We start from the raw sequence: 18,293 nt of genomic DNA, 5'->3' as shown, positions 1-18,293 counted from the left end.
TCGCACCGCGCGCAGCCGCCCGGAGCGCGAAGCGCGAGGACGGTGAGCACGGCTTGGCCTTGCGCCGCCCGAGCACGCGGGCATGCTCGCGCCCCCCGGACGAAGCGCATTTGAAGGCGCTTTCCGGGAGCGGAAGCGGGAGCGGAAGCGGGAGCGGGAGCGGAAGCGGGAGCGGAAGCGGAAGCGGGAGCGGAAGCGGGAGCGGGAGCGGGAGCGGGAGCGGAAGCGGAAGCGGAAGCGGAAGCGGAAGCGGAAGCGGAGGCGGGAGCGGAGGCGGGAGCGAAAGCCGAGCCAGTCGGCCATCGGCAGCGTTTGGCAAGCGCGGGATCAGCGCATCCGGCGCCGGCTTTCGGACAGCATCCAGCGGGGCGTCGACGGGTACGCCGCCAGCGCGTGCGCCTTCTGGACCGGGGTGACGCCCGTCCAGGCTTGCAGCGCGGCGAGCGCCGCCTCCTGGTCGGCCTGCGGCAGCCCGCCGATGGACGCGCTGTGGTTCCCCGCCGGCTCGATGAAGCGGTACGAGTCCTGCGCGCCCCCGAGATCGAAGGCGGCGGCGGTGTACGGATCGTTCTCGCCGTAAATGAACATCATCCGCTCGCCCTTGGTGGTGAGCCACGCAGAGACGTCCTGCATCGCCTGGGGGTCCAGGATCGGGTTCTTGCCGCGTCCGGGCAGCGTGTACGAGGCGGCCACGTCAAAGCCGGGGTAGAGGAGCAGATCCGCGACGTTGTCCTCGGCGTAGCCCGGATAGCCGAGCTGCACCGCCGCCTGCCAATAGTACGGCTCGTAGGCGAGGGTGGCCCCGTCGGACCATAACGAGGGACCGCAGACCAGGTCGAAGAACGACCACACCTCGTCGTCGCTCGCCGAGATGGGCGGGATCTCGGCGCAGTCGCTTTCGTCGCCGTACTGCCAGAAGCTGAAGATGAACTCGATCACCGCGGTCTCCAGGGCCTGATCCGCGCCGAGCAGCTCATAGGTGAGGCCGGCGTCCATGGCCTGGGTCTGCATGCGCGCCAGCATCTCCGGCCGGCGCAGCAGCACCTCGCGCTGGAAGTCGAGGAGGGCCTGCTGGCAGCCCGCGTCGCCGCGCTGGGCCACGAAGTCGAGGTAGCGCGGGTCGGCGTCGCCGAAGTTGTGCGGGGCGACGTAAGCGACGGTGCCGTTCACGTCGTCGGGATAGAAGCGGCGGTGATAGACGGAGGTCATCCCGCCCTTGCTGCCGCCGGTGGAGATCCACTTGCCCTCGTAGAGCGGCCGGATCACCTCGACAATGTGGTGCAGGTCCGCGGCGGCCTGCTCGATGGTGAGCTGCGACCAGTCCGCGGGCTCCGGGCGGGAGGGGGTGAAGAAGCGGTGCTCGACCCGGACCTGGTTGGCGGCGAGCAGCTCGGCGGGCTCGTCGAGCCACTGGTACTCCGGATAGAGGTTGTAGCCCTGGGTGGCGAGCACCACGGGCGCGGCCGGGTCGCGGTGATGCAGCACGAGGCGCTGCTCGAAGCGCGCGCCGGAGGGATCGTCGTGATCCGCGGGCTGGTCAATCGTGAGCACGAAATAGCGGTAGCCAGGGATCTCGGTCTCCTCCTCCGTGACCGTGAGGCCCTCGATGTCCTGGAGCTTCTCGAAGATATCGGCCGACATCGCGCCGCCGGAGCCGCCGGTGCCGCCGGAGCCGCCGGAGCCGCCGGTGCCGCCCGCACCGCCGAAGCCGCCGGAGCCGCCGGAGCCGCCCGCACCGCCGGTGCCGGAATCGGGGTGGGTGTCGTCGCCGCCGCAGGCGACGAGCGACAGGGAGGCCAGGGTAATGGTGAGCAGCGGAAGAAGCAGAGTGCGCATGGCGGGGAGCCATGGCAGCAGGCGTGCCAGGCCAAAATGGGCGCCGTGGCGCGAGGATTCGTGGCCTTGCTCTCTGCAACGCACGTGCTTCCGGCTGCTGCGTGGTGGCTGCACCGGTTGCACCCCCTGTTGCACCGGTTGCACCCGTTGCATCCTGCTCGCACCCCTATTTCTTGAATGTCTTCGGCTCGGGAGCGGGAGCGGAAGCGGAAGCGGGAGCGGAAGCGGGAGCGGAAGCGGAAGCGGGAGCGGAAGCGGGAGCGGAAGCGGGAGCGGAAGCGGGAGCGGGAGCGGAAGCGGAAGCGGAAGCGGCGATCGCCCGCGAGCCGGCGCCGTCTGCCGGCTACATTCAGCGAATCTCCCGAATGATCTCTCCTCCACCGACCTGCGCATCGAACGACGCCCAGCCCGCGAGCAACGGCGACCGCTACGAGCGGCATCGACCTGAGGAGACGGTTCTCTACCGAGTCGTGCGTTCGTATTGGGACTCGTTTCGGGAGCACGTGGAGCCGATTGGGAGTTTGCCGCGATTCGTCGTGCGCGAGGTCGAGGAGTATCTGCGCTGCGGGATTCTCGAATACGGCTTCATGCGCGTGGAATGCGAAGGGTGCGGATTCGAGCGACGGGTCGCATTTTCGTGCAAGCGACGTGGGTTCTGTCCATCATGCCTCGGACGGCGGATGAGCGATGGCGCTGTGCATCTGACCGAGGAGGTATTGCCGGAGGTACAACTTCGCCAATGGGTGTGTTCGCTACCGTGGGAACTACGCGTGGTGGTTGGCTATGACAGGGAATTGTGTGCGGCGGTGGTGGGCGCGTTCGTGGAGGAGCTATTGAGATCGTATCGATGGCGCGCGAAGCGTATGTTTGGCCTTTCGAGCGTTGAAGATGCGTTTCCCGGAGCCGTGACAGTCATCCAGCGATTCGACTCGGCGCTGCGGCTGAACGTGCATGCGCATACGCTCGTGCTGGATGGTGTGTACGTGCGGCGCGCGGGTATGGATGGAGAATGCTTGTCGTTTCTGCGGCTGTCAGCGCCGACGGAGGGTGAGGTCCAGAATGTCGCCGAGCGGACCGCAAAGCGGGTGGCGGCGATATTGAAGAACCGGGGCCGCTCGATCGAAGGCCTATCTGGCGGTGAAGTGGGAGACGATATCGAGCCTGCGCTCATGGCTTGTCATGACGTGGCGGCGCGAGCGCCTGCGCTGCGCGTGGTGGAGCCGAGCCGAATACGTGAGGATGAGCGTGTAGCTGTCGTGATGGGGTTTCAACGTCCACGCGGGAGCGGCGATCGATGGTCGGGATCGGAAACGCGTGGAGCGGGTGTGCCGGTACCTGGTGAGGCCGCCGATTGCGACGGAGCGTCTCGGGTTCGTCGGCGAGAACGTCCGATACGAGCTGAAAAAAGTGTGGCGCGACGGGACGAGGTGCGTCGTGCTGGATCCCTACGATTTTCTCGCTCGGGTATGCGCGATGGTGCCGCCGCCGCGTTTTCATATGGTGCGGTTTCACGGCGTGCTCGCGCCGAATGCGGCATTGCGAAGAGAAGTCGTTTCGTCGGCACGGTCATCGGCAGCGCCGGACGTCGCGCCACCCCGAGCGCATTTGCAGTTGCCTCTATTCGGTGAGCATTTCGATGTGGACGACGCCACCGGAGGAAAAGCGCGACGCAAGCCGTGGGCGTGGCTTTTGCGACATGTGTTCGCCATCGATGTGACAGCGTGTCCGAAGTGTGCGAGCACGATGCGGTGGCGAAACGTTGCGCTGTCGCCGGATGCGATTCGCGAAGGGTTGGCCCGCGCGGGGCTCTCGGCGCGTGGACCGCCGATGCGTAAGCGTGTGCCCCTGGGGCAACTCTCGCTGCCATTCCCGAAAGCGCACCGGCGAGAGCAGCCCTGAGGCGCCGCCTTCGGTGGACGTCTCGCGCTCGCTGTCTGCCGGCGCCGATGCGTACGTGTACCCGCAGTGCCAGAGAATTCGATGACGAGCTCGACTTTCCGCGCGAGGCCCACGCGTGGTGGCGTCATGCCGTAGTCGGGGATACGGCCGCGGCGGGGGGCGGCGGGGCGACGCTTCCTGCTCGAGGGTGAAATTGGCTGGTTATTTGCCCTAACGTAGGCCTTCGGCCCGCACTCCTCGCAATCGGTGCCGCACGGATCGCCGGTGGAGACCCAGCCGTCGGGTCGGCCGAGCGTGCGCGGCTCGCATCGATAGATCTGCATCCCGATGCCGCAGACGCTCTTGCCGGGCGAGGCGTCTTTCGAGGGGAGGACGAGGCCTTGGTAGGTCTTGATGTCGCTGCACCGCTCGGTGCCGGAGACGGTGGGCGGCGGGGCGCCCCAGAGGTGCTTGTTCGCGTTAGCGACGCAGAGCGGGTAGTCCTCGAACAGGTTGTCGCGCGCGTTGCAGGTGTAGGCGGCGCCTTTGAGCGTGCGTCCTCGATGGGGAGAGGCAGCCGGTAGTCGCAGGAGGCCAATTGTTCGGGGCAATCGTCGGCGATGCAGGCGTAGCTCGTGCCGGGCCGTCCGCTGATGGGGTTTTGGCCGCAGGTGTAGTGCCTGGTGCAGTTGTCTTGGTTGGTCTCCGGGTAGCACAACTTGTCCGTCTTGTATTGGAACGTCTCGGCCCACGCGGGGCAGGGCTCGAGGCAGCGGTCCCAATCTTTGATGAGCTTCTCTTCGCCCTCCTCGCCCTGGAAGTAGGCCTTCAGCTTCGAGACGGGCTTGCACGTCGGCACGGTCACGCCGCCGATGTCGTCGTAGGGGCAAGCTTTGACGAGCCTCGGCTCTGCGCCCCCGCCTCGCACGCATAAAGCGAGTTGGGATCGCCGCCGATGTCGACAGTCTTTTTGCCGTCTTCATCGTAGAGGGTCTGGCCTCCGCAGAAGGTCTGGAGGCGCTCGACAGGGCGCAGGTTTTGCTGCTGATCGCGGAACTGGGCGGGGCATTGGCCGAGCGGCGGCGGGTCGCCGGGCTTTGGCTCTGGGCATGGCGCGCCGACATCGACCCAGCCGCTCGGCGTGCATGCAAAGAGCGCGGCGTTTCCCGCGCCGACGCCGCAGACGGTCCGGCCGCACTCGGTCGTGACGATCTCGTTGCCGTATTTGTCCTGCATGCCTTTGCAGGCGACGCAGTCGTTTTTCTGGGTTGGCTTGCACTGCGCGTCGAGGTTTTGGCCGAGGTCCTGCCAGCCGGAGGGGGTGCAGATCATCATCGTGGTGCGATCGCCCTGGCCGGTCGGGGTGCAGTGCTGCTCGCCGCAGGTCTGGGACGCGTAGCCGTCGCCGAGCGAGCCGCAGGGGCAGACGCCCGGGGGAGGGCCGCATTCGGCGGTGCCTGCGCCGGTGTCTTTGCAGGTGCCGAGGCAGACGACCCATTCGGTGGGGACCTGGCCTGCGCCGGGGCAGGTGTACATGCCGGAGGGGACGCCGTTCAGGACCTCGTCGCCGCAGAAGACGCCGGTGCCTGGGCAGGCGAGGCTATTGCATGGCAGACTCGCGAAGGACTCCTAGCCGCTCGGGTGTTGGGGCGAGACGGCGCCGCATTTGTAGGTGATAAAGTCCTTCCCGCAAACGAACATGTTGCAATACGTGGTCGCGGGCGGGATGACGGCGCCTGTGTAGATGGCGCCGCCCGTGCAGGTGCACGTATCGTCGCCGAGGGGGCTCGCATTCGGATCGTCGATCGCGGACGGCGGCGCTTGCATGCTGCAAGAGGCCGCGAGCGGGGCGGCAAAGGCGGCGCCCCCACGCTCGGACGTTGCGAGTCGACGGTGCAGGCTTTCACGGACAACACCTGCGGGACGCCCAAAAGTGGTGACCCCCTTATCTCGGGCGACGATTATCTCACCTCCCCCTGCACGGGGTCGTTCAGCAGCTACATCTACAGCCAGCCGGTCGTCGCGGAGCCGGGGAGCTGCGCGCCGGGCACGGTCGACCCCCTGGGCACGGTCGAGCTCGCGGATCCGGTCACGTTCTGCTGCGCGTCGGACTGAGGCGCACGGCTGCCCGCGTATCAGCGCCCTCAGCTCGGGTGACGACCCGGGCCCCGCCCCATCCACGCGCCTGTGCATCTCCAGGCACGCCTGATCCACCATCCCGCCCCCTTCGACATCGAAGTCGGCGAGCGCGTGATCGGAGCGCTGGCCCTTTGACATCGAAGTCGGCGAGCGCGTGATCGGAGCGCTGGCCCTTCGACATCGGAGTCGGCGAACCCGTGATCGGAGTGCAGGCCCTTCGACATCGGAGTCGGCGAACCCGTGATCGGAGTGCAGGCCCTTCGACATCGGAGTCGGCGAACCCGTGATCGGAGTGCAGGCCCTTCGACATCGAAGTCGGCGAGCCCGTGATCGGAGTGCAGGCCCTTCGACATCGGAGTCGGCGAACCCGTGATCGGAGTGCCGACCCTTCCCCGTGGGTCTCGCGCGGAGCGTCGAGCTCGTCATCGAGTGTTCTTGGACTGCGAGCACACATACATCGGCGGTGACCAGGGCCGGCGATGCGACGGGTAGGTTCGCGCTGCGGCTGCGTCACGAGGTGACGCAGCGCTTGCTCCGGTGACGCAGCGAGGTCGACGCAGGACCCCGGGAGGAGGCCGGCGCCTCGGGCACCACGTGCGGCCCGGGCCGTGAACACGCGGCGCTTGCGCTGAATCGACGCTCCGTTGGCCCCGATGAGCCTCTCATAAAACATCCAGTTCGACGTCGCCGAAGATATTTCGGGGAAGAAGGACAAGACCGTGCTCCAGGGCGTGATCAACGGAAACACGACCGCATTCGTGCGGTACGACAAGCTGTACCTCGGCAACGTGAAGAATGCGGGAGGGAATACCTTCCGTGTGCTCGTCAAAGCCGTCGTCGACGGCTGAGCCATTCACCGCGACAACCCGTGCCCCGTGAGACGGTCTCGGGGCATGGGCTGGCGGAAGGCGCGCTTGACCGAGGCCGACGCCGCACGGTTTCATGGCGGCGCTTCGGGCGAACAACCCACCCATTTGCTCCGAAGTGTGCGAGCACGATGCGGTGGCGAAACGTTGCGCTGTCGCCGGATGCGATTCGCGAAGGGTTGGCCCGCGCGGGGCTCTCGGCGCGTGGACCGCCGATGCGTAAGCGTGTGCCCCTGGGGCAACTCTCGCTGCCATTCCCGAAAGCGCACCGGCGAGAGCAGCCCTGAGGCGCCGCCTTCGGTGGACGTCTCGCGCTCGCTGTCTGCCGGCGCCGATGCGTACGTGTACCCGCAGTGCCAGAGAATTCGATGACGAGCTCGACTTTCCGCGCGAGGCCCACGCGTGGTGGCGTCATGCCGTAGTCGGGGATACGGCCGCGGCGGGGGGCGGCGGGGCGACGCTTCCTGCTCGAGGGTGAAATTGGCTGGTTATTTGCCCTAAGCGCTCGTTCGAGACCGCTTACGGCGGCGCGTGGGAGGTCGAGCCGATCCCGGTGAGCGGCGGCTCGGATACGATCAACGTCTCGCCGGTGCCCTTCTTCGACGGCGACGTACCTCTCGACGCGTTCCGTTCGACCGAGATGTCCCTTTACCGCATGGTCACCGGCTTCGGCGACGACGGCACGCCCGAGGCCACGATCGATTCGCCCGTGGCACGAGCGCGGAGCCCGAGAGCCCGCATTTCGACGACCAACACGAGGCCTGGGCAGCCGCGACCCACGCGAAGCTCGCGTTTCGGCGGTCGGAGGTGGAGGCGCGAAAGGAATCGTCGTCGATCATCCCGGGAGGAGGCGAGTAGCGCCCCGCGTCCGCCTTCGCTGCCGCGCCCGCGTCCGCCTCCGCGGTCTCCTTCACGTACTCGAACACGAAGCATTACCGAAGCCGTCCCACTCCGCGAGTTCCGTGCACTCCGCGAGTATCATCCATACACAATCCCAGAGGCCGCTGCACGTGCACTCCCCGTCGGTCGGGTCGCACTCGTAATCGCCGCTCCCCGGATTACACGAGCTCAACCCGCCTGCCGAGTCCTCCACGCAGAACGCGAAGTCGTCGACCGTATACACATTGTCGCCGCCCGTATAAACGACGAATCCGCCTTGGCCGCGCGCGAAGATGACGGATTGCCCGGAGGCGAGGGTCGTCACGAGGTGTCCATTCGCATCCCCGTATTGCGACGCGACCGCAGCGAGGTTCCTCGTGAGGAGCGGATCGATCGCAGCTTGCGCGAGCGCGGGTGCGGCGAGGGTCGAGAGAGCGAGGGTGGCGACGAGAGCAACGCTGGTTTTCATGTTTTTTTTCTCCCCGGTATCGTTTGTCCCATCGGGGGACGTCGTTTCCCACGTTTGCAACGGGCGCGCCAAAGCAATATCCGCGGCAAATGCCCGCAAAACGCGCCGGCGGCCTCGCCCCTGTTCCACGCCCATCACACGTCGCCGTTACGCCGCCGTAACATCGTCACGCCGCTGCAACACCCGAGGCGCCCGCACGCGCGTCGCTTCAATTTTCCGCTCGCCGCGCACGCGCCCGATCGACGGCACCCTGCCAGCCGAGACCCCGGCCTCGTCGCTGTCCGTACCGAGCTTTCGGCTCCACGTGGTGAGCGGGCCGGACCCGGGACAGGCGATCTGCTCGACCTCCGAGCGCGTCGTCGTCGGCACACACCCGTCCTGCGATCTCCGGCTCTCGGATCGCCTCGTGTCGCGCTTCCACTGCGAGCTTTCGGTGGCCTTCGGGCAGATCGTGCTGCGCGATCTCAACAGCCGCAATGGCACCCGGCTCGACGACGTCCAGGTGCGCGAGGCGTTCCCGCGCTGGAGAGCGCGCATCTCCATCGGAGAGAGCGTGCTCCAGCTCGGCGAGATGGATCGCGTCTCGCTCGATCTGCACCCGGACGCGAAGTTCGCCAACCTGGTGGGGGCCTCCGCGCTGATGCGGCGCGTGTTCGCGCTCCTGGAGCGCTGCGCGGCGAGCGACGCCACCGTGCTGCTCGAGGGGGAAACGGGCACCGGGAAGGACGCCGTGGCCGAGGCGATCCACACGAAGAGCGACCGGCACGATCAGCCGTTCATCGTCCTCGACTGCGGCGCGATCCCCGCGGAGCTGCTGGAGAGCGAGCTGTTCGGCCACGAGAAAGGCGCGTTCACGGGCGCGATCACGCCCCGCGACGGCGCGTTCGCGGCGGCGAGCGGCGGCACGCTGTTCCTCGACGAGATCGGCGAGATGCCGCTCGGGCTGCAATCCAAGCTCCTGCACGCGCTCGAGCACCGCGGGGTCAAGCGCGTGGGCTCCAACAAGTACGTCCCCGTCGACGTGCGCGTCATCGCGGCGACCAACCGCAACTTGCGGGAGGAGGTCAATCAGAAGCGGTTCCGCAGCGACCTCTACTACAGGCTCGCGGTGATCCAGGTGAAGCTGCCGCCGCTGCGCGAGAGGTTCGAGGACGTGCCGGCGCTCGCGCAGCACTTCCTCGACGCCATCGAGAAGCGCTCGCGGCGCCCGGTCGACACCTCGTTCCTGCGAACGCCCGCCTTCTTCACCGAGCTGCACTCGCACCAGTGGCCGGGCAACCTGCGCGAGCTGCGCAACTACGTCGAACGCTGCTACGCTCTGCGCGAGGCCGTACGGCTGGAGCCCGACGGCGGCCCGGAGCCGGAGCCGAGATCCCAGGGAGGCGGGCCGGTCGTCGACCCGTCCTTGCCCCTGCGGGAGGCCCGCGAGCAGTGGATTCAGGAGCTCGAGCGCCGCTATCTGGAGGCGCTCCTGGTCCGGCACTCCGGCAACGTGCGCGAGGCCGCGCGCGCCGCCGGCGTGGATCGCGTCTACCTGTATCGGCTGCTCTGGAAGTACGATCTGAAGCGGAGCCGTGGGCGCCCGGAGGCTTGATCTCTCCTGTTGCGCCGAAGACAGTCCGCATTCGACAGCCGTGGCTAAAGCGCGCGTGTCGAGCATGACAGACAGCATCGCAAGCTGCTCGGCAGGCAACCGTTGTTGCTCCGGGGGCAACGCGGGCGGGGCACGCCGCGGAAGGCCCGTGCTGGCGCAGCGGTCCCGGCCGCGAAAGCGCGGCGGAGCCGCGCGGCGCGGGGCTGGCACCACTGTTGCCATGGGGGGGTCTCCGAAGCCGAACGGTGATTGACCGTTCCATACCCAGGAGACCGATCATGCGTGTACTCAAGGCAGTCAACCCCGTCATCGCAGCAGGCGCCCTCGCCTTCTGCCTCGCCCTCCCGGGCAGCGCCGAGGCGGCGCCGCCGCAGGTCATTCCGGGCGCGGCCAACCTCGACTCCATGCTGAGCGAGCACGCGGGGCACTGGCTCGCGGGGAAGGCGACGCCGGGCATGGTGGCCGCGGTCATCAAGGGCAACCACATCGTGGCGCTCGGCAAGGCGGGGTATGCCCGGCTCCCGGACGGCGAGTATCCGGCGGGCGTGGCGATGAGCCTGGATACCATCTTCAACATCGGCCGGCGAGCCAATGACACGGGTTTTCGGGCGGAATGCAGGCACCGCACCCATACCTTGACACGAGCCCTGCTTCGCTGTAGTCACGGGGACGCTGACGTACATGTGAATGGGCGCGTCATCACGCGGGTCGGAGATTGCATTCATGAAGTTTCATGCAGCGGTGATTCTGGCGGTATTGGCCGTGGGTTGTGGCCCGTTTCAAGTCGTTCACGGGCCGGAGTCGTGCAAAGTTGCGGAAAAGGGGACGAGCGATTTTGATGGTCCGGTGCGTGGCAACTTGTTCTACTATGACAGCGCTTTTCGAGCCGTTGGCTTGACGGAGTCGAAGAAGGGTCTGGTCTTCGCGGTGCTCTGGGCCAGCCCCGGGCTTGTCGCGGCCGAGGTGCCGGAAGGGGCGAAGCTCGAGGTCGCCCTCGAGGACGGTCGTATTCTCGAACTCAAAATCAAAAAGGCTGCGCCGCCCGTCGGCGGCGGAAGCCGCGCAGGTGTTTTCAGTCAATGGGTCACCGAGGCGGATCTCGAGCCCAAGGACATCGAGGCCTTTGCGAAGAGCGGGATCAAGAGCCTTCGGACGACCGTGGGAGGGACGGATCTCACCCAGAAGGTGTTCGACGATCCTCGTGCTCGACTTCAGACGCTGGCGATCTGCCTCGCAGGGCACTCCGGGTAGCTGCGCAGGTCTGTGTTGTTGCACGCCGCTCGTGGGCCGGAGAATGACCGCGTCCTCGCGATGCAGCTCCAGCGCGTCATGAAGGCGCCGACAACCTGAAGGCAAGCGGGAGCGGCAAGCGGAAGCGGGAGCGGTGGCGGGAGCGGAAGCGGAAGCGGAAGCGGAAGCGGAAGCGGAAGCGGCAGCGGCAGCGGCAGCGGCAGCGGGAGCGGAAGCGGCAGCGGAAGCGGGAGCGGCGATCGCCGCGAGCCGGCGCCGTCTGCCGGCTACGTTCAGCGAATTTCCCGAATGATCTCTCCTCCACCGACCTGCGCATCGAACGACGCCCAGCCCGCGAGCAACGGCGTGTGAAACGAGACATCTCCTTCGCGGCGATCGGCGACGAGGCCGAGCGTATCGGCGATGCGGTGGCTCGCGTAGCGCGTCATCTGGCAGGACCATCGCCCCGGCAGCGGCCTCGTGCGCAGGTTCCCTGTCACCGCGACCTCCGCTTCGACGATGGCCTGGTAGCAAGCTTTGCGACCATCCACGACGTCGGGCATTTGCTTGAGGAAGACCTTGCGCATGCCGCGCCGGACGTCCCGGCCGAGCTGGCTCGCGAAATCGAGGCCGAGCCCCCAGCCGTCGCTGCGGGCACGTCGCAATCCCTCGAGCGAGCGAAGGGCCAGGCCGATCCCCTGCTGGCTCTGGTCGAGGAAGGCGCGCACCTGCTCCCAGGAAGCATCCTGAGGACCGCCGTCCACGCGCTCCACGTCGAGGATACGGCGGTGCTCGATCGACTGGGCGGGGTCGTGACGAGGCAAGACCCATGCATCCAGAGAGAAGCGATCGGCGCGCTCGGGGGAGGCTGGCATCTGCATGACGCCGATGTCCTTCTTGAATCCGAAATAAAGCCGGCCGTTGAGGAGCGCCACGTCGTTGCTCACCCAGATGTAGGGCGTGTAGAACACGACGCGATTGACGTGGAACGTCCCTTTTCGTTCCTCGCCTGCAAGGAGCGGAACCCAGATCCCGAAATCGGTCTCGGGTACCCAGCCAATCGGCTCGGGGATCGGGTAATTGTCGACGGCAGAGGCGTACAGGATCACGAACGGAGCGAGCGGGCGATAACGAGTCGTCCCGTCGATGTTCAAGTGCGCGTTGCAAAGCGCCGTCAGCCGCTCGAAGCTCGCCTCCAGGACGAAGTTGTAGACCGAAATGCGGAGCCCGACCGGCGGGGTCGCCATGAGATCCCCGTCGCGCATGATGAAGCGCGGGAGATCTCGCCGTGCCGGGGAGGCGACGGGGGCCGGGGGCGGGAGCGGGACCGGGGCCGGAAGGGGGGCCTTTTTCTGGGTCAGCCAATCGCCAATGCCCGCGCGTACGCCGGGATCGAGCGCCTGCGCGGCCTGCAATCCGCCCAGCGTGGCCGCCTCGACGCAACCGAGGTTCATGGCGGTCAGGATCCAATCCCCGGCGAGGAGCAGGTTTCGATATCCCGACTCGTCCGCGCGCAGGCGCAGGGCGCTCGTCCCCGGCGCCGCCAGCACGTAGCGATCCGACGGGTTTCGCGTGGCGCACCAGTATTGTGCGTCGAGTCGCTTCGACCCCGAGCGCTCCTCGGGATCCTGCAGGACTCCCCAGTTGAAGGCGCTGCGATCGGCGGGGCGCGTCGCATTCGGCCAGAGCCCCCCGGCGCTCCGTTCGAGCCACGCCTTCAGGTTCTCGCCCACCCGCGCCTTCTGTCGTTCGGCATAACCATCCAGACCGGGGGGCGGCACCGGCTCGTCATCGTCGATCCGCGCGGTGACGTAGGCCAGAGACGCCACCTTCTCCTCGGGCCAGCGCTCCCGCGAGAGCAGGTGGCTCATGTCGGCCCACGTGTCGAAAGGCGACGCAAAGGGAATCACGATCGGCGGTGGGCCCGACCAGCCGAGGTCTCCCAGGGGGCGCGACATCCAGAGCTGGGCGGATTGCGTCTGGCAGGTGCGGATTCCCCGGACCATCGCGCCGAACCGCGGGTTGTTCTCGTCGCGAACGAGCTCGTCGCACACATGGGGCAAGGCGCCGACGGAGATGGCAAGGACGACGTTGTCGAAATCGCGCCCCGCCTCGAGGGATAGCTCCTCGACCGGAGCCCAATCCGCCCAGGCGTCCTCCAGGTCGACGCCGCTTTGCTGCAAGGCTTGCCCCTCGACGAGCTGCTCGTAGAGCGGCTCGGTGGGCCAGCAGGGCAGCCCCCGCACGTCCACCATAGGCCTGTAGCGATCTCCCTTCACCGTGGCCTGACGGGCCATCTGGATCCGGGCGATGTGTTTTCGATCGGCGGAGAGCTCGAGGTTCTGGACGCGGTGGAAGAACTCGAACCGCACGCCGCGCCGCTCGAGCACCGTGAAGAGGGGGGCGAAGACGGTCTCCCCCATGCCCGCCTGCATCTTGTAGAGCAGAGCGCCCTGGTACGAATAGGTGAGCCTCAGGATGGCGTGGAGCAGCGTCCCCGCCGCGACGTCGAGGCCGTGGGCATAGGCCGCGGCGTGCAAACCATCGATGAGGGGAGAATGAATGGCCTCGGGCTCGGCGCCGTGCTTCGCGAGCCATTCGCGGAAGCTCAGGTGATCGATGCTGAGCCAATTTCGCGGCGGCAGCACGAGGTCGTCGACCAGGAGGCCCCGCACGACGGTCATGAACAGGCTCATGCTGACGCGCAGGCGCCGAAGCTCGGGTTCGTCCGAGGAGAAGCGCACGACCTGCGCGAGGTAACGACCCATGATCCATAAAATGGCGTCGCGCGCATTCTCGATGTCTTTCGTGGAGCGCGACGTGCTCGCGATGGCCTCTGCGAGATCGAGCCCGAACCACAGGGCGACCCGGCCCGCCCAGCGCCCCGCGAGCAGCACCGCCAGGCCGCCCCGCTCGAACACCGAGCGCAGGAGCGACTCGACAGGCTTGATGTCCTTGCTATCGGCCTTCGCAGCCTGATCGACGGTCGAGCGCAGGCCCGGCAAGAGGCTCCGGATTTCGTTCCTCCAGCGATCGAGTTGCGGCAGCAGATCTCCCGCGACGAGATCGGACACCTGACGAAGCAAGCGCGGGATGTACTGCCACGGCTCGAGGGTCGCGGTCACGGCCCCCGGGGCGCCGCCATTGCGAGGAGCGCGCAGCGGCTGGTAGGTCCAGCCGCGGTCCGTGGCCTCCGGAAGTACGACCAGATCGTGGGGCTTGAACGCATCCGTCCAGCTCGCCAGCGGCGCGCCGGGGGGACGCGAAAGCTCGGCGTACACCTCGCGCATGACGCGGAACGCGTTCTCGTAAAAACCCCAGAAGACATGGAGCCCATGCTCCTCGATGCGGTCGTTTTGTGCTCGGTTGACGCCGGATGCCCCTTTGCCCCCGAGGCGCCAGCCGGTCTGGTAGACCGTGATGTCGAAACGATCCTGAAAGCCGGGACGGTTCGTCAACTCGAAGGCCGTCGTGAGTGCGGCCATCCCGCCGCCAAGAATGACGATGCGTTGCTTCATTGAGACGATCGAGTCTACGAGAGGCGGAGTCGCTTGGGCAAAATGGGTGCCGACGGCAGGTGCGCGGTGCTCTGCTCCGCCGAGCGCGCCTGGATTTGCCTCGAAGCCGTCGAAGGGGTTGCTGGCTCCGCGCACCACGACCGTGAGAGACTGCCGGGCCTCTCGCGCCCCGGAGGTCACGCCCTTGGCAGCTCTCGATCCCAAGCTCGACGCGGAGTGGCTCGCGAAGCTCGAAGCCAACCCCGCCGACGCGACCCTTCGTGAAAGTTATTTCGCCGCGCTCGACGCCGCTGGAGACGCTCGCGGAGAGCTCGCGCGGCTCGAAGCGAGGGTCGCCGCGCTCGACCTCGGGGCGCCGGAGCGGGCCTCCTTGAAGAGCCGTCGAAACGAGCTCCGCGAGACGATCGCCCCGGCGTGGCGTGATCGCTTCGGCTTCGGGACGCGGCCCGGCTGCGACAGGCCGCTGCCGTGGCCCGAGGACACCGCGACCCGGTGGCTTGCACTCTACGAGTTCATCGAGGAGTGTCGCGGGGTCTGGCTGCCCGAGAGCGAAAAGCCGCCGTTCGCGACCCATGGCTCCAGCGTGACCGCCTGGGAGCGCCTGATCGAGGCCGTCCGACGCTCTCCCGAGGACTACGCCGCGCTCTTCCGCGACGCCGTCTCGCTCGAACCCGTCCCGGGCTGGTCGACGCTGTATTCGCTGATGGTCCAGGGCGAGGACGACTTCCATTGGGCGGTCGCCGAGGACCAGCGGGCCGACGAGGATCCACCGGTTCACGCGCTCATCCTGGACCACAGCGACGAGGCGTTCGTCCCCGTGCGTGGGCGCGCGAGCGGCGCCTATGGTTGTTATGCGAGGGTGACCGACTTCGTTCGAGGGATGTTCGAGGCCTACGACGATTTCATCCGGCAGGGCCGCTTCCTCCTCCGTGGCTCGAGAGCGCCCGCGAAGGCCTTCCTCGGCTTCACCAAACCACTCGGGCGAAGGCCCACCGCCGTCGAGCTCGGGACGGCCCGCCATCGTGCCGTCGACAAGCTCCTCGACCTGCTGTGGGACATCACGGGCATCGAGCCGTCCGACCTCAAAATGACGCAGACGCTCGGCTCGCTCTCCGTCGACGAAGACGACTGGACGGACCTCTTGGCCATCCTGGAAGGCGAGTGGGTGGTGTCCCTCGACGCCGGGGTGCCCTTCGAGGAGTTGACGATCGAGGCGCTCAGCAAGGCGATGACGCCCGCGGACCCAAAACCCAAAGGCGCGGCCAAGCGCGGCGACGTCCCCGCCCTTCGGCGCGAGGGCGCGCTCGCAAAGATCGAGGTTCGCGACGCCAGGGGGCAGATCCGTACCGACCTCGACGAGGATTCACTGTTGCAGGGCATCAAGCGGGCCGATTCGACGCTCGTGGTCGGACCGCGGAACGAAATGGTGCTGCGCTGGACGGCGGGGGCCGGGGCGACGCTGAGCTATCGTCTCTCCGGCGACGGGCGGCGCTACATGGTCACCCATCTCGACGCGGAATCGGTCGCGCGCATCGCGATTGCCGACGGCGATCCGCGGGAGAGCGTGGCCATGGCCGTGGGCATCGATCTGGCGACCTTCCCCGGCCACCATTTCGTTTCGCCCCCGATCGCGGCCGCGCTGGCGGAGCGATTTCTGCTCGATGGGAGCCGGGACCCCTGCTGCGAATGGCGGCTGTCGAAGATGCGCTTCTGAAGCTTCGAGCGCGTGAGGCCGAGACGATCGAGATCGTCCCGGCCCGAGCGTCTTTTCAGAGCTTGATGGCCCAGAGCTTGGCGCTCGCCTTCGGCAGGAACAGCACGACGCCCCATTCCTTGATGTAGGTCAGATCGTACGTCAGCGCGGGCGCAGGCATCCCCGAGGCCGGGCGCGTCTCTCGCGTGGACGACAGCACATAAGGCTCCGCCTCGGTGCCGGCGCCGCTCTTGGGCTCGAGAGCGACGCGGAAGAACGCATCACGATCTGCGTCAACGCTATAGTTCCAGAAATTCACGTTCGCCCCGTCGTAGAAGACCGGAATGCCCTCCTGCGTCGGGGCGAATTCGGGCCAGCTCGGCAGATCGCCGGTGAGCGTCAGGTGCTCGACCACGCGCGTCGTCTTGTCAATGCGCCAGCCCCGCGTGCTGGTCCAGCTGCCGCCGGAGAGCGTCGGCGTGAAGAGGTAGACGTACTTCCCGCCGACCACGATCGACGAGCCGCCCCACACGTCCCACTTGGCGTCCACCACGTTCTCGATGGTGTGCGTGGAGGGCTCGATCTCGAGCACGCGGTTGCGCCAGTTCAATCCAGCGTCGCCGGAGATGAGCGTCGTCCACGCCTTGCCGGTCTCCGGATCGTTGGCCGTCTGCGTGCCCGCCTGGAGCACGACCTCGAAGTAGTTCGGATTGAATTTGACGAGCTGCGGCCCATACGTGTCCTTGTCGAGGTAGCTCCAGTTTCCGTTGACCACGTCGGCGTCGCGCACGGGGCCGTAGTGCACGATGAGCTTGCCGTTGACGAAGCTCATCGCCGAGTAGGTGTGGCTCGCCTGGGGCGCGGCGAACGGCGCTGCATAGGGCAGGTCGGCAGGATCCGTGAGCGTCTCCGCGGTCTGGAAGAACCCGTTCGTCGCGCCGGAGGGGTAGACGATGGGAGAATTCGGCGCAGTATAGGCAGGTGGATACGCGGAGGGCGGCGTCGGAGGCACGACGATGCTGTACTTCAGCGTCGTCGCGTCGAGCTTGAAGACGGCGTTGACGCTGCCGTCGTTATGGCCCCCCCCGAAGAGGTAAAAAGCCTTGCCTTTGTGATCGAACACCGGATTGCTGTAAGCGTCGCGCACGGAGCCGATAGGCCCCGAGCCGACATAACCGGAGTTGGGCACGAGGTTCGCAGCAGCCCACGCCTCGAAGGGCTCGGAGTCCGCAAGCTCGGTCCAGCTACCGCCCGCAGGCAGCTCCGTGGCCCAATCAGGCGCGGGGACGCCGCCGCCACCGCCGCCGCCACTCGACGAGGACGAGGACGAGCCGCCGCTTCCCATGGTCGAGGACGACGTCGCGCCACCCCCACCCGTGTTGGCGTCCGTCCCTCCTTCGCCGCACGCAGCGAGCATCACAGCGGCAAACACCATACCGATTCCGATGGAACGTTTCATTGATTCAGAACTCCCGGCGAGAATCGCCGCCGCACGTCGTGAGGGCAGCGCCGCCGGGAATATCGGGCCCGAGGTCGTATTGCAAGCGACAATACGGGGGCGGGCGAGGGGCGAAGGCGTGATTCAGAGGTAAAGACGAGCGCTGATTTCGTGCGCCTCTCCGCGCAGCGATAGCGCTCCCATGGGCTGCCCTGATCCTGAGCATTGGTCTCATGTGGGAAGCGCCTCGCTGGGGCGTTGCCCCAGGCCCCACCAGGAGCTGTCCGCTCCTGGACCTGGACCAGCGCCCGCGCTGGACGGAGGGTCGATGAACTGCGCGATGCGCAGTTCATCGAACAGCCGGGTCAAGACCAGCGACGACCCTGCCAGTCAAAACAGCAACGCCGCCGTTTCAACCGGCGACGCGGCCCCACCGGCCTGTGGGAAGAACTGCGCATCGCGCAGTTCTTCCCCAAAAGGTCCAGGGCTGGCCCTGCAAAGAGGGGGCGGACAGCTTGCAAAACTTTCCCCGCATCGACTGCGCGAAGCGCAGTCGATGCCCAGAGGTCCAGGGCTTGCGCTGCCAAGAGGGGGTGGACAGCAAAAAAAACTTTCCCCGCATCGACTGCGCTTCGCGCAGTCGATGCCCAGAGGTCCAGGGCTGGCCCTGCGAAGAGGGGTGGACAGCTTAAAAAACTTTCCCCGCATCGACTGCGCTTCGCGCAGTCGATGCCCAGAGGTCCAGGGCTGGCC

At 67.2% G+C, this 18,293-nt stretch carries 12 protein-coding genes; 6 read left to right on the top strand and 6 right to left on the bottom strand.

The annotated features are described in order from the left end of the window. Positions 1 to 327 precede the first annotated feature (327 nt). On the bottom strand, positions 328 to 1,836 hold the full coding sequence (locus tag QHF85_RS47770) for a S28 family serine protease (RefSeq protein ID WP_281334219.1): 1,509 nt from the start codon (positions 1,834 to 1,836) through the stop codon (positions 328 to 330). Between the two features lie 173 nt (positions 1,837 to 2,009). Between QHF85_RS47770 and QHF85_RS47765 the strand changes: the two genes are divergently transcribed. After that, positions 2,010 to 3,464, top strand: coding sequence for a transposase zinc-binding domain-containing protein (locus QHF85_RS47765; RefSeq protein WP_281334218.1), 1,455 nt, complete (start codon positions 2,010 to 2,012; stop codon positions 3,462 to 3,464). 1,111 nt (positions 3,465 to 4,575) lie between these two features. Here QHF85_RS47765 and QHF85_RS47760 read toward each other — a convergent pair. Together QHF85_RS47760 and QHF85_RS47755 are read right to left on the bottom strand one after the other, a co-directional pair. Further along, complete coding sequence (locus QHF85_RS47760) at positions 4,576 to 5,250, bottom strand: hypothetical protein (RefSeq protein WP_281334217.1); 675 nt, start codon at positions 5,248 to 5,250, stop codon at positions 4,576 to 4,578. 93 nt (positions 5,251 to 5,343) lie between these two features. Continuing rightward, positions 5,344 to 5,541, bottom strand: a complete 198-nt coding sequence (locus QHF85_RS47755) for a hypothetical protein (protein ID WP_281334216.1) — start codon at positions 5,539 to 5,541, stop codon at positions 5,344 to 5,346. 66 nt (positions 5,542 to 5,607) lie between these two features. Between QHF85_RS47755 and QHF85_RS47750 the strand changes: the two genes are divergently transcribed. Next, complete coding sequence (locus QHF85_RS47750) at positions 5,608 to 5,829, top strand: hypothetical protein (protein ID WP_281334215.1); 222 nt, start codon at positions 5,608 to 5,610, stop codon at positions 5,827 to 5,829. A 743-nt stretch (positions 5,830 to 6,572) separates the two neighbouring features. Continuing rightward, positions 6,573 to 6,701 carry a hypothetical protein gene (locus QHF85_RS47745; RefSeq protein ID WP_281334214.1) on the top strand — a complete coding sequence of 43 codons (129 nt, stop codon included), beginning with the start codon at positions 6,573 to 6,575 and terminating at the stop codon, positions 6,699 to 6,701. 928 nt (positions 6,702 to 7,629) lie between these two features. On the opposite strand, the gene QHF85_RS47740 is transcribed toward QHF85_RS47745, so the two are convergent. Then, positions 7,630 to 8,067: a hypothetical protein gene (locus tag QHF85_RS47740; protein WP_281334213.1), complete on the bottom strand. Its 438-nt coding sequence runs from the start codon at positions 8,065 to 8,067 to the stop codon at positions 7,630 to 7,632. 307 nt (positions 8,068 to 8,374) lie between these two features. Here QHF85_RS47740 and QHF85_RS47735 point away from each other — a divergent pair, with 307 nt between their 5' ends. After that, on the top strand, positions 8,375 to 9,661 hold the full coding sequence (locus QHF85_RS47735; protein ID WP_281334212.1) for a sigma 54-interacting transcriptional regulator: 1,287 nt from the start codon (positions 8,375 to 8,377) through the stop codon (positions 9,659 to 9,661). A 723-nt stretch (positions 9,662 to 10,384) separates the two neighbouring features. Then, positions 10,385 to 10,912, top strand: coding sequence for a hypothetical protein (locus QHF85_RS47730; protein ID WP_281334211.1), 528 nt, complete (start codon positions 10,385 to 10,387; stop codon positions 10,910 to 10,912). A 272-nt stretch (positions 10,913 to 11,184) separates the two neighbouring features. On the opposite strand, the gene QHF85_RS47725 is transcribed toward QHF85_RS47730, so the two are convergent. Next, the gene (locus QHF85_RS47725; RefSeq protein ID WP_281334210.1) at positions 11,185 to 14,409 is read right to left on the bottom strand and encodes an NAD(P)-binding protein; all 3,225 of its coding nucleotides are present in this window, start codon (positions 14,407 to 14,409) and stop codon (positions 11,185 to 11,187) included. A gap of 184 nt (positions 14,410 to 14,593) precedes the next feature. Between QHF85_RS47725 and QHF85_RS47720 the strand changes: the two genes are divergently transcribed. Further along, positions 14,594 to 16,123 (top strand): hypothetical protein, encoded by a 1,530-nt coding sequence (locus QHF85_RS47720; protein ID WP_281334209.1) that lies wholly within the window; start codon positions 14,594 to 14,596, stop codon positions 16,121 to 16,123. Positions 16,124 to 16,178: 55 nt separating this feature from the next. Here the strand turns inward: QHF85_RS47720 and QHF85_RS47715 are convergent, their stop codons facing one another. Continuing rightward, positions 16,179 to 17,537, bottom strand: coding sequence for a hypothetical protein (locus QHF85_RS47715; RefSeq protein ID WP_281334208.1), 1,359 nt, complete (start codon positions 17,535 to 17,537; stop codon positions 16,179 to 16,181). Positions 17,538 to 18,293: the final 756 nt, after the last annotated feature.

The sequence above is a fragment of the Polyangium sp. 6x1 genome (assembly GCF_029946515.1).
GTDB lineage: Bacteria > Myxococcota_A > Polyangia > Polyangiales > Polyangiaceae > Polyangium.
Note: the sequence above shows the minus strand (reverse complement) of the source record. Positions and strands in the feature narration are given on the sequence as shown.

Coding starts and splice junctions, on each gene's coding strand:
- QHF85_RS47755 (WP_281334216.1), bottom strand. CDS start 5,541: ATGCAAGCGCCGCCGTCCGCGATCGACGATCCGAATGCGAGCCCCCTC.
- QHF85_RS47730 (WP_281334211.1), top strand. CDS start 10,385: ATGAAGTTTCATGCAGCGGTGATTCTGGCGGTATTGGCCGTGGGTTGT.
- QHF85_RS47725 (WP_281334210.1), bottom strand. CDS start 14,409: ATGAAGCAACGCATCGTCATTCTTGGCGGCGGGATGGCCGCACTCACG.
- QHF85_RS47770 (WP_281334219.1), bottom strand. CDS start 1,836: ATGCGCACTCTGCTTCTTCCGCTGCTCACCATTACCCTGGCCTCCCTG.
- QHF85_RS47715 (WP_281334208.1), bottom strand. CDS start 17,537: ATGGTGTTTGCCGCTGTGATGCTCGCTGCGTGCGGCGAAGGAGGGACG.
- QHF85_RS47760 (WP_281334217.1), bottom strand. CDS start 5,250: ATGTACACCTGCCCCGGCGCAGGCCAGGTCCCCACCGAATGGGTCGTC.
- QHF85_RS47740 (WP_281334213.1), bottom strand. CDS start 8,067: ATGAAAACCAGCGTTGCTCTCGTCGCCACCCTCGCTCTCTCGACCCTC.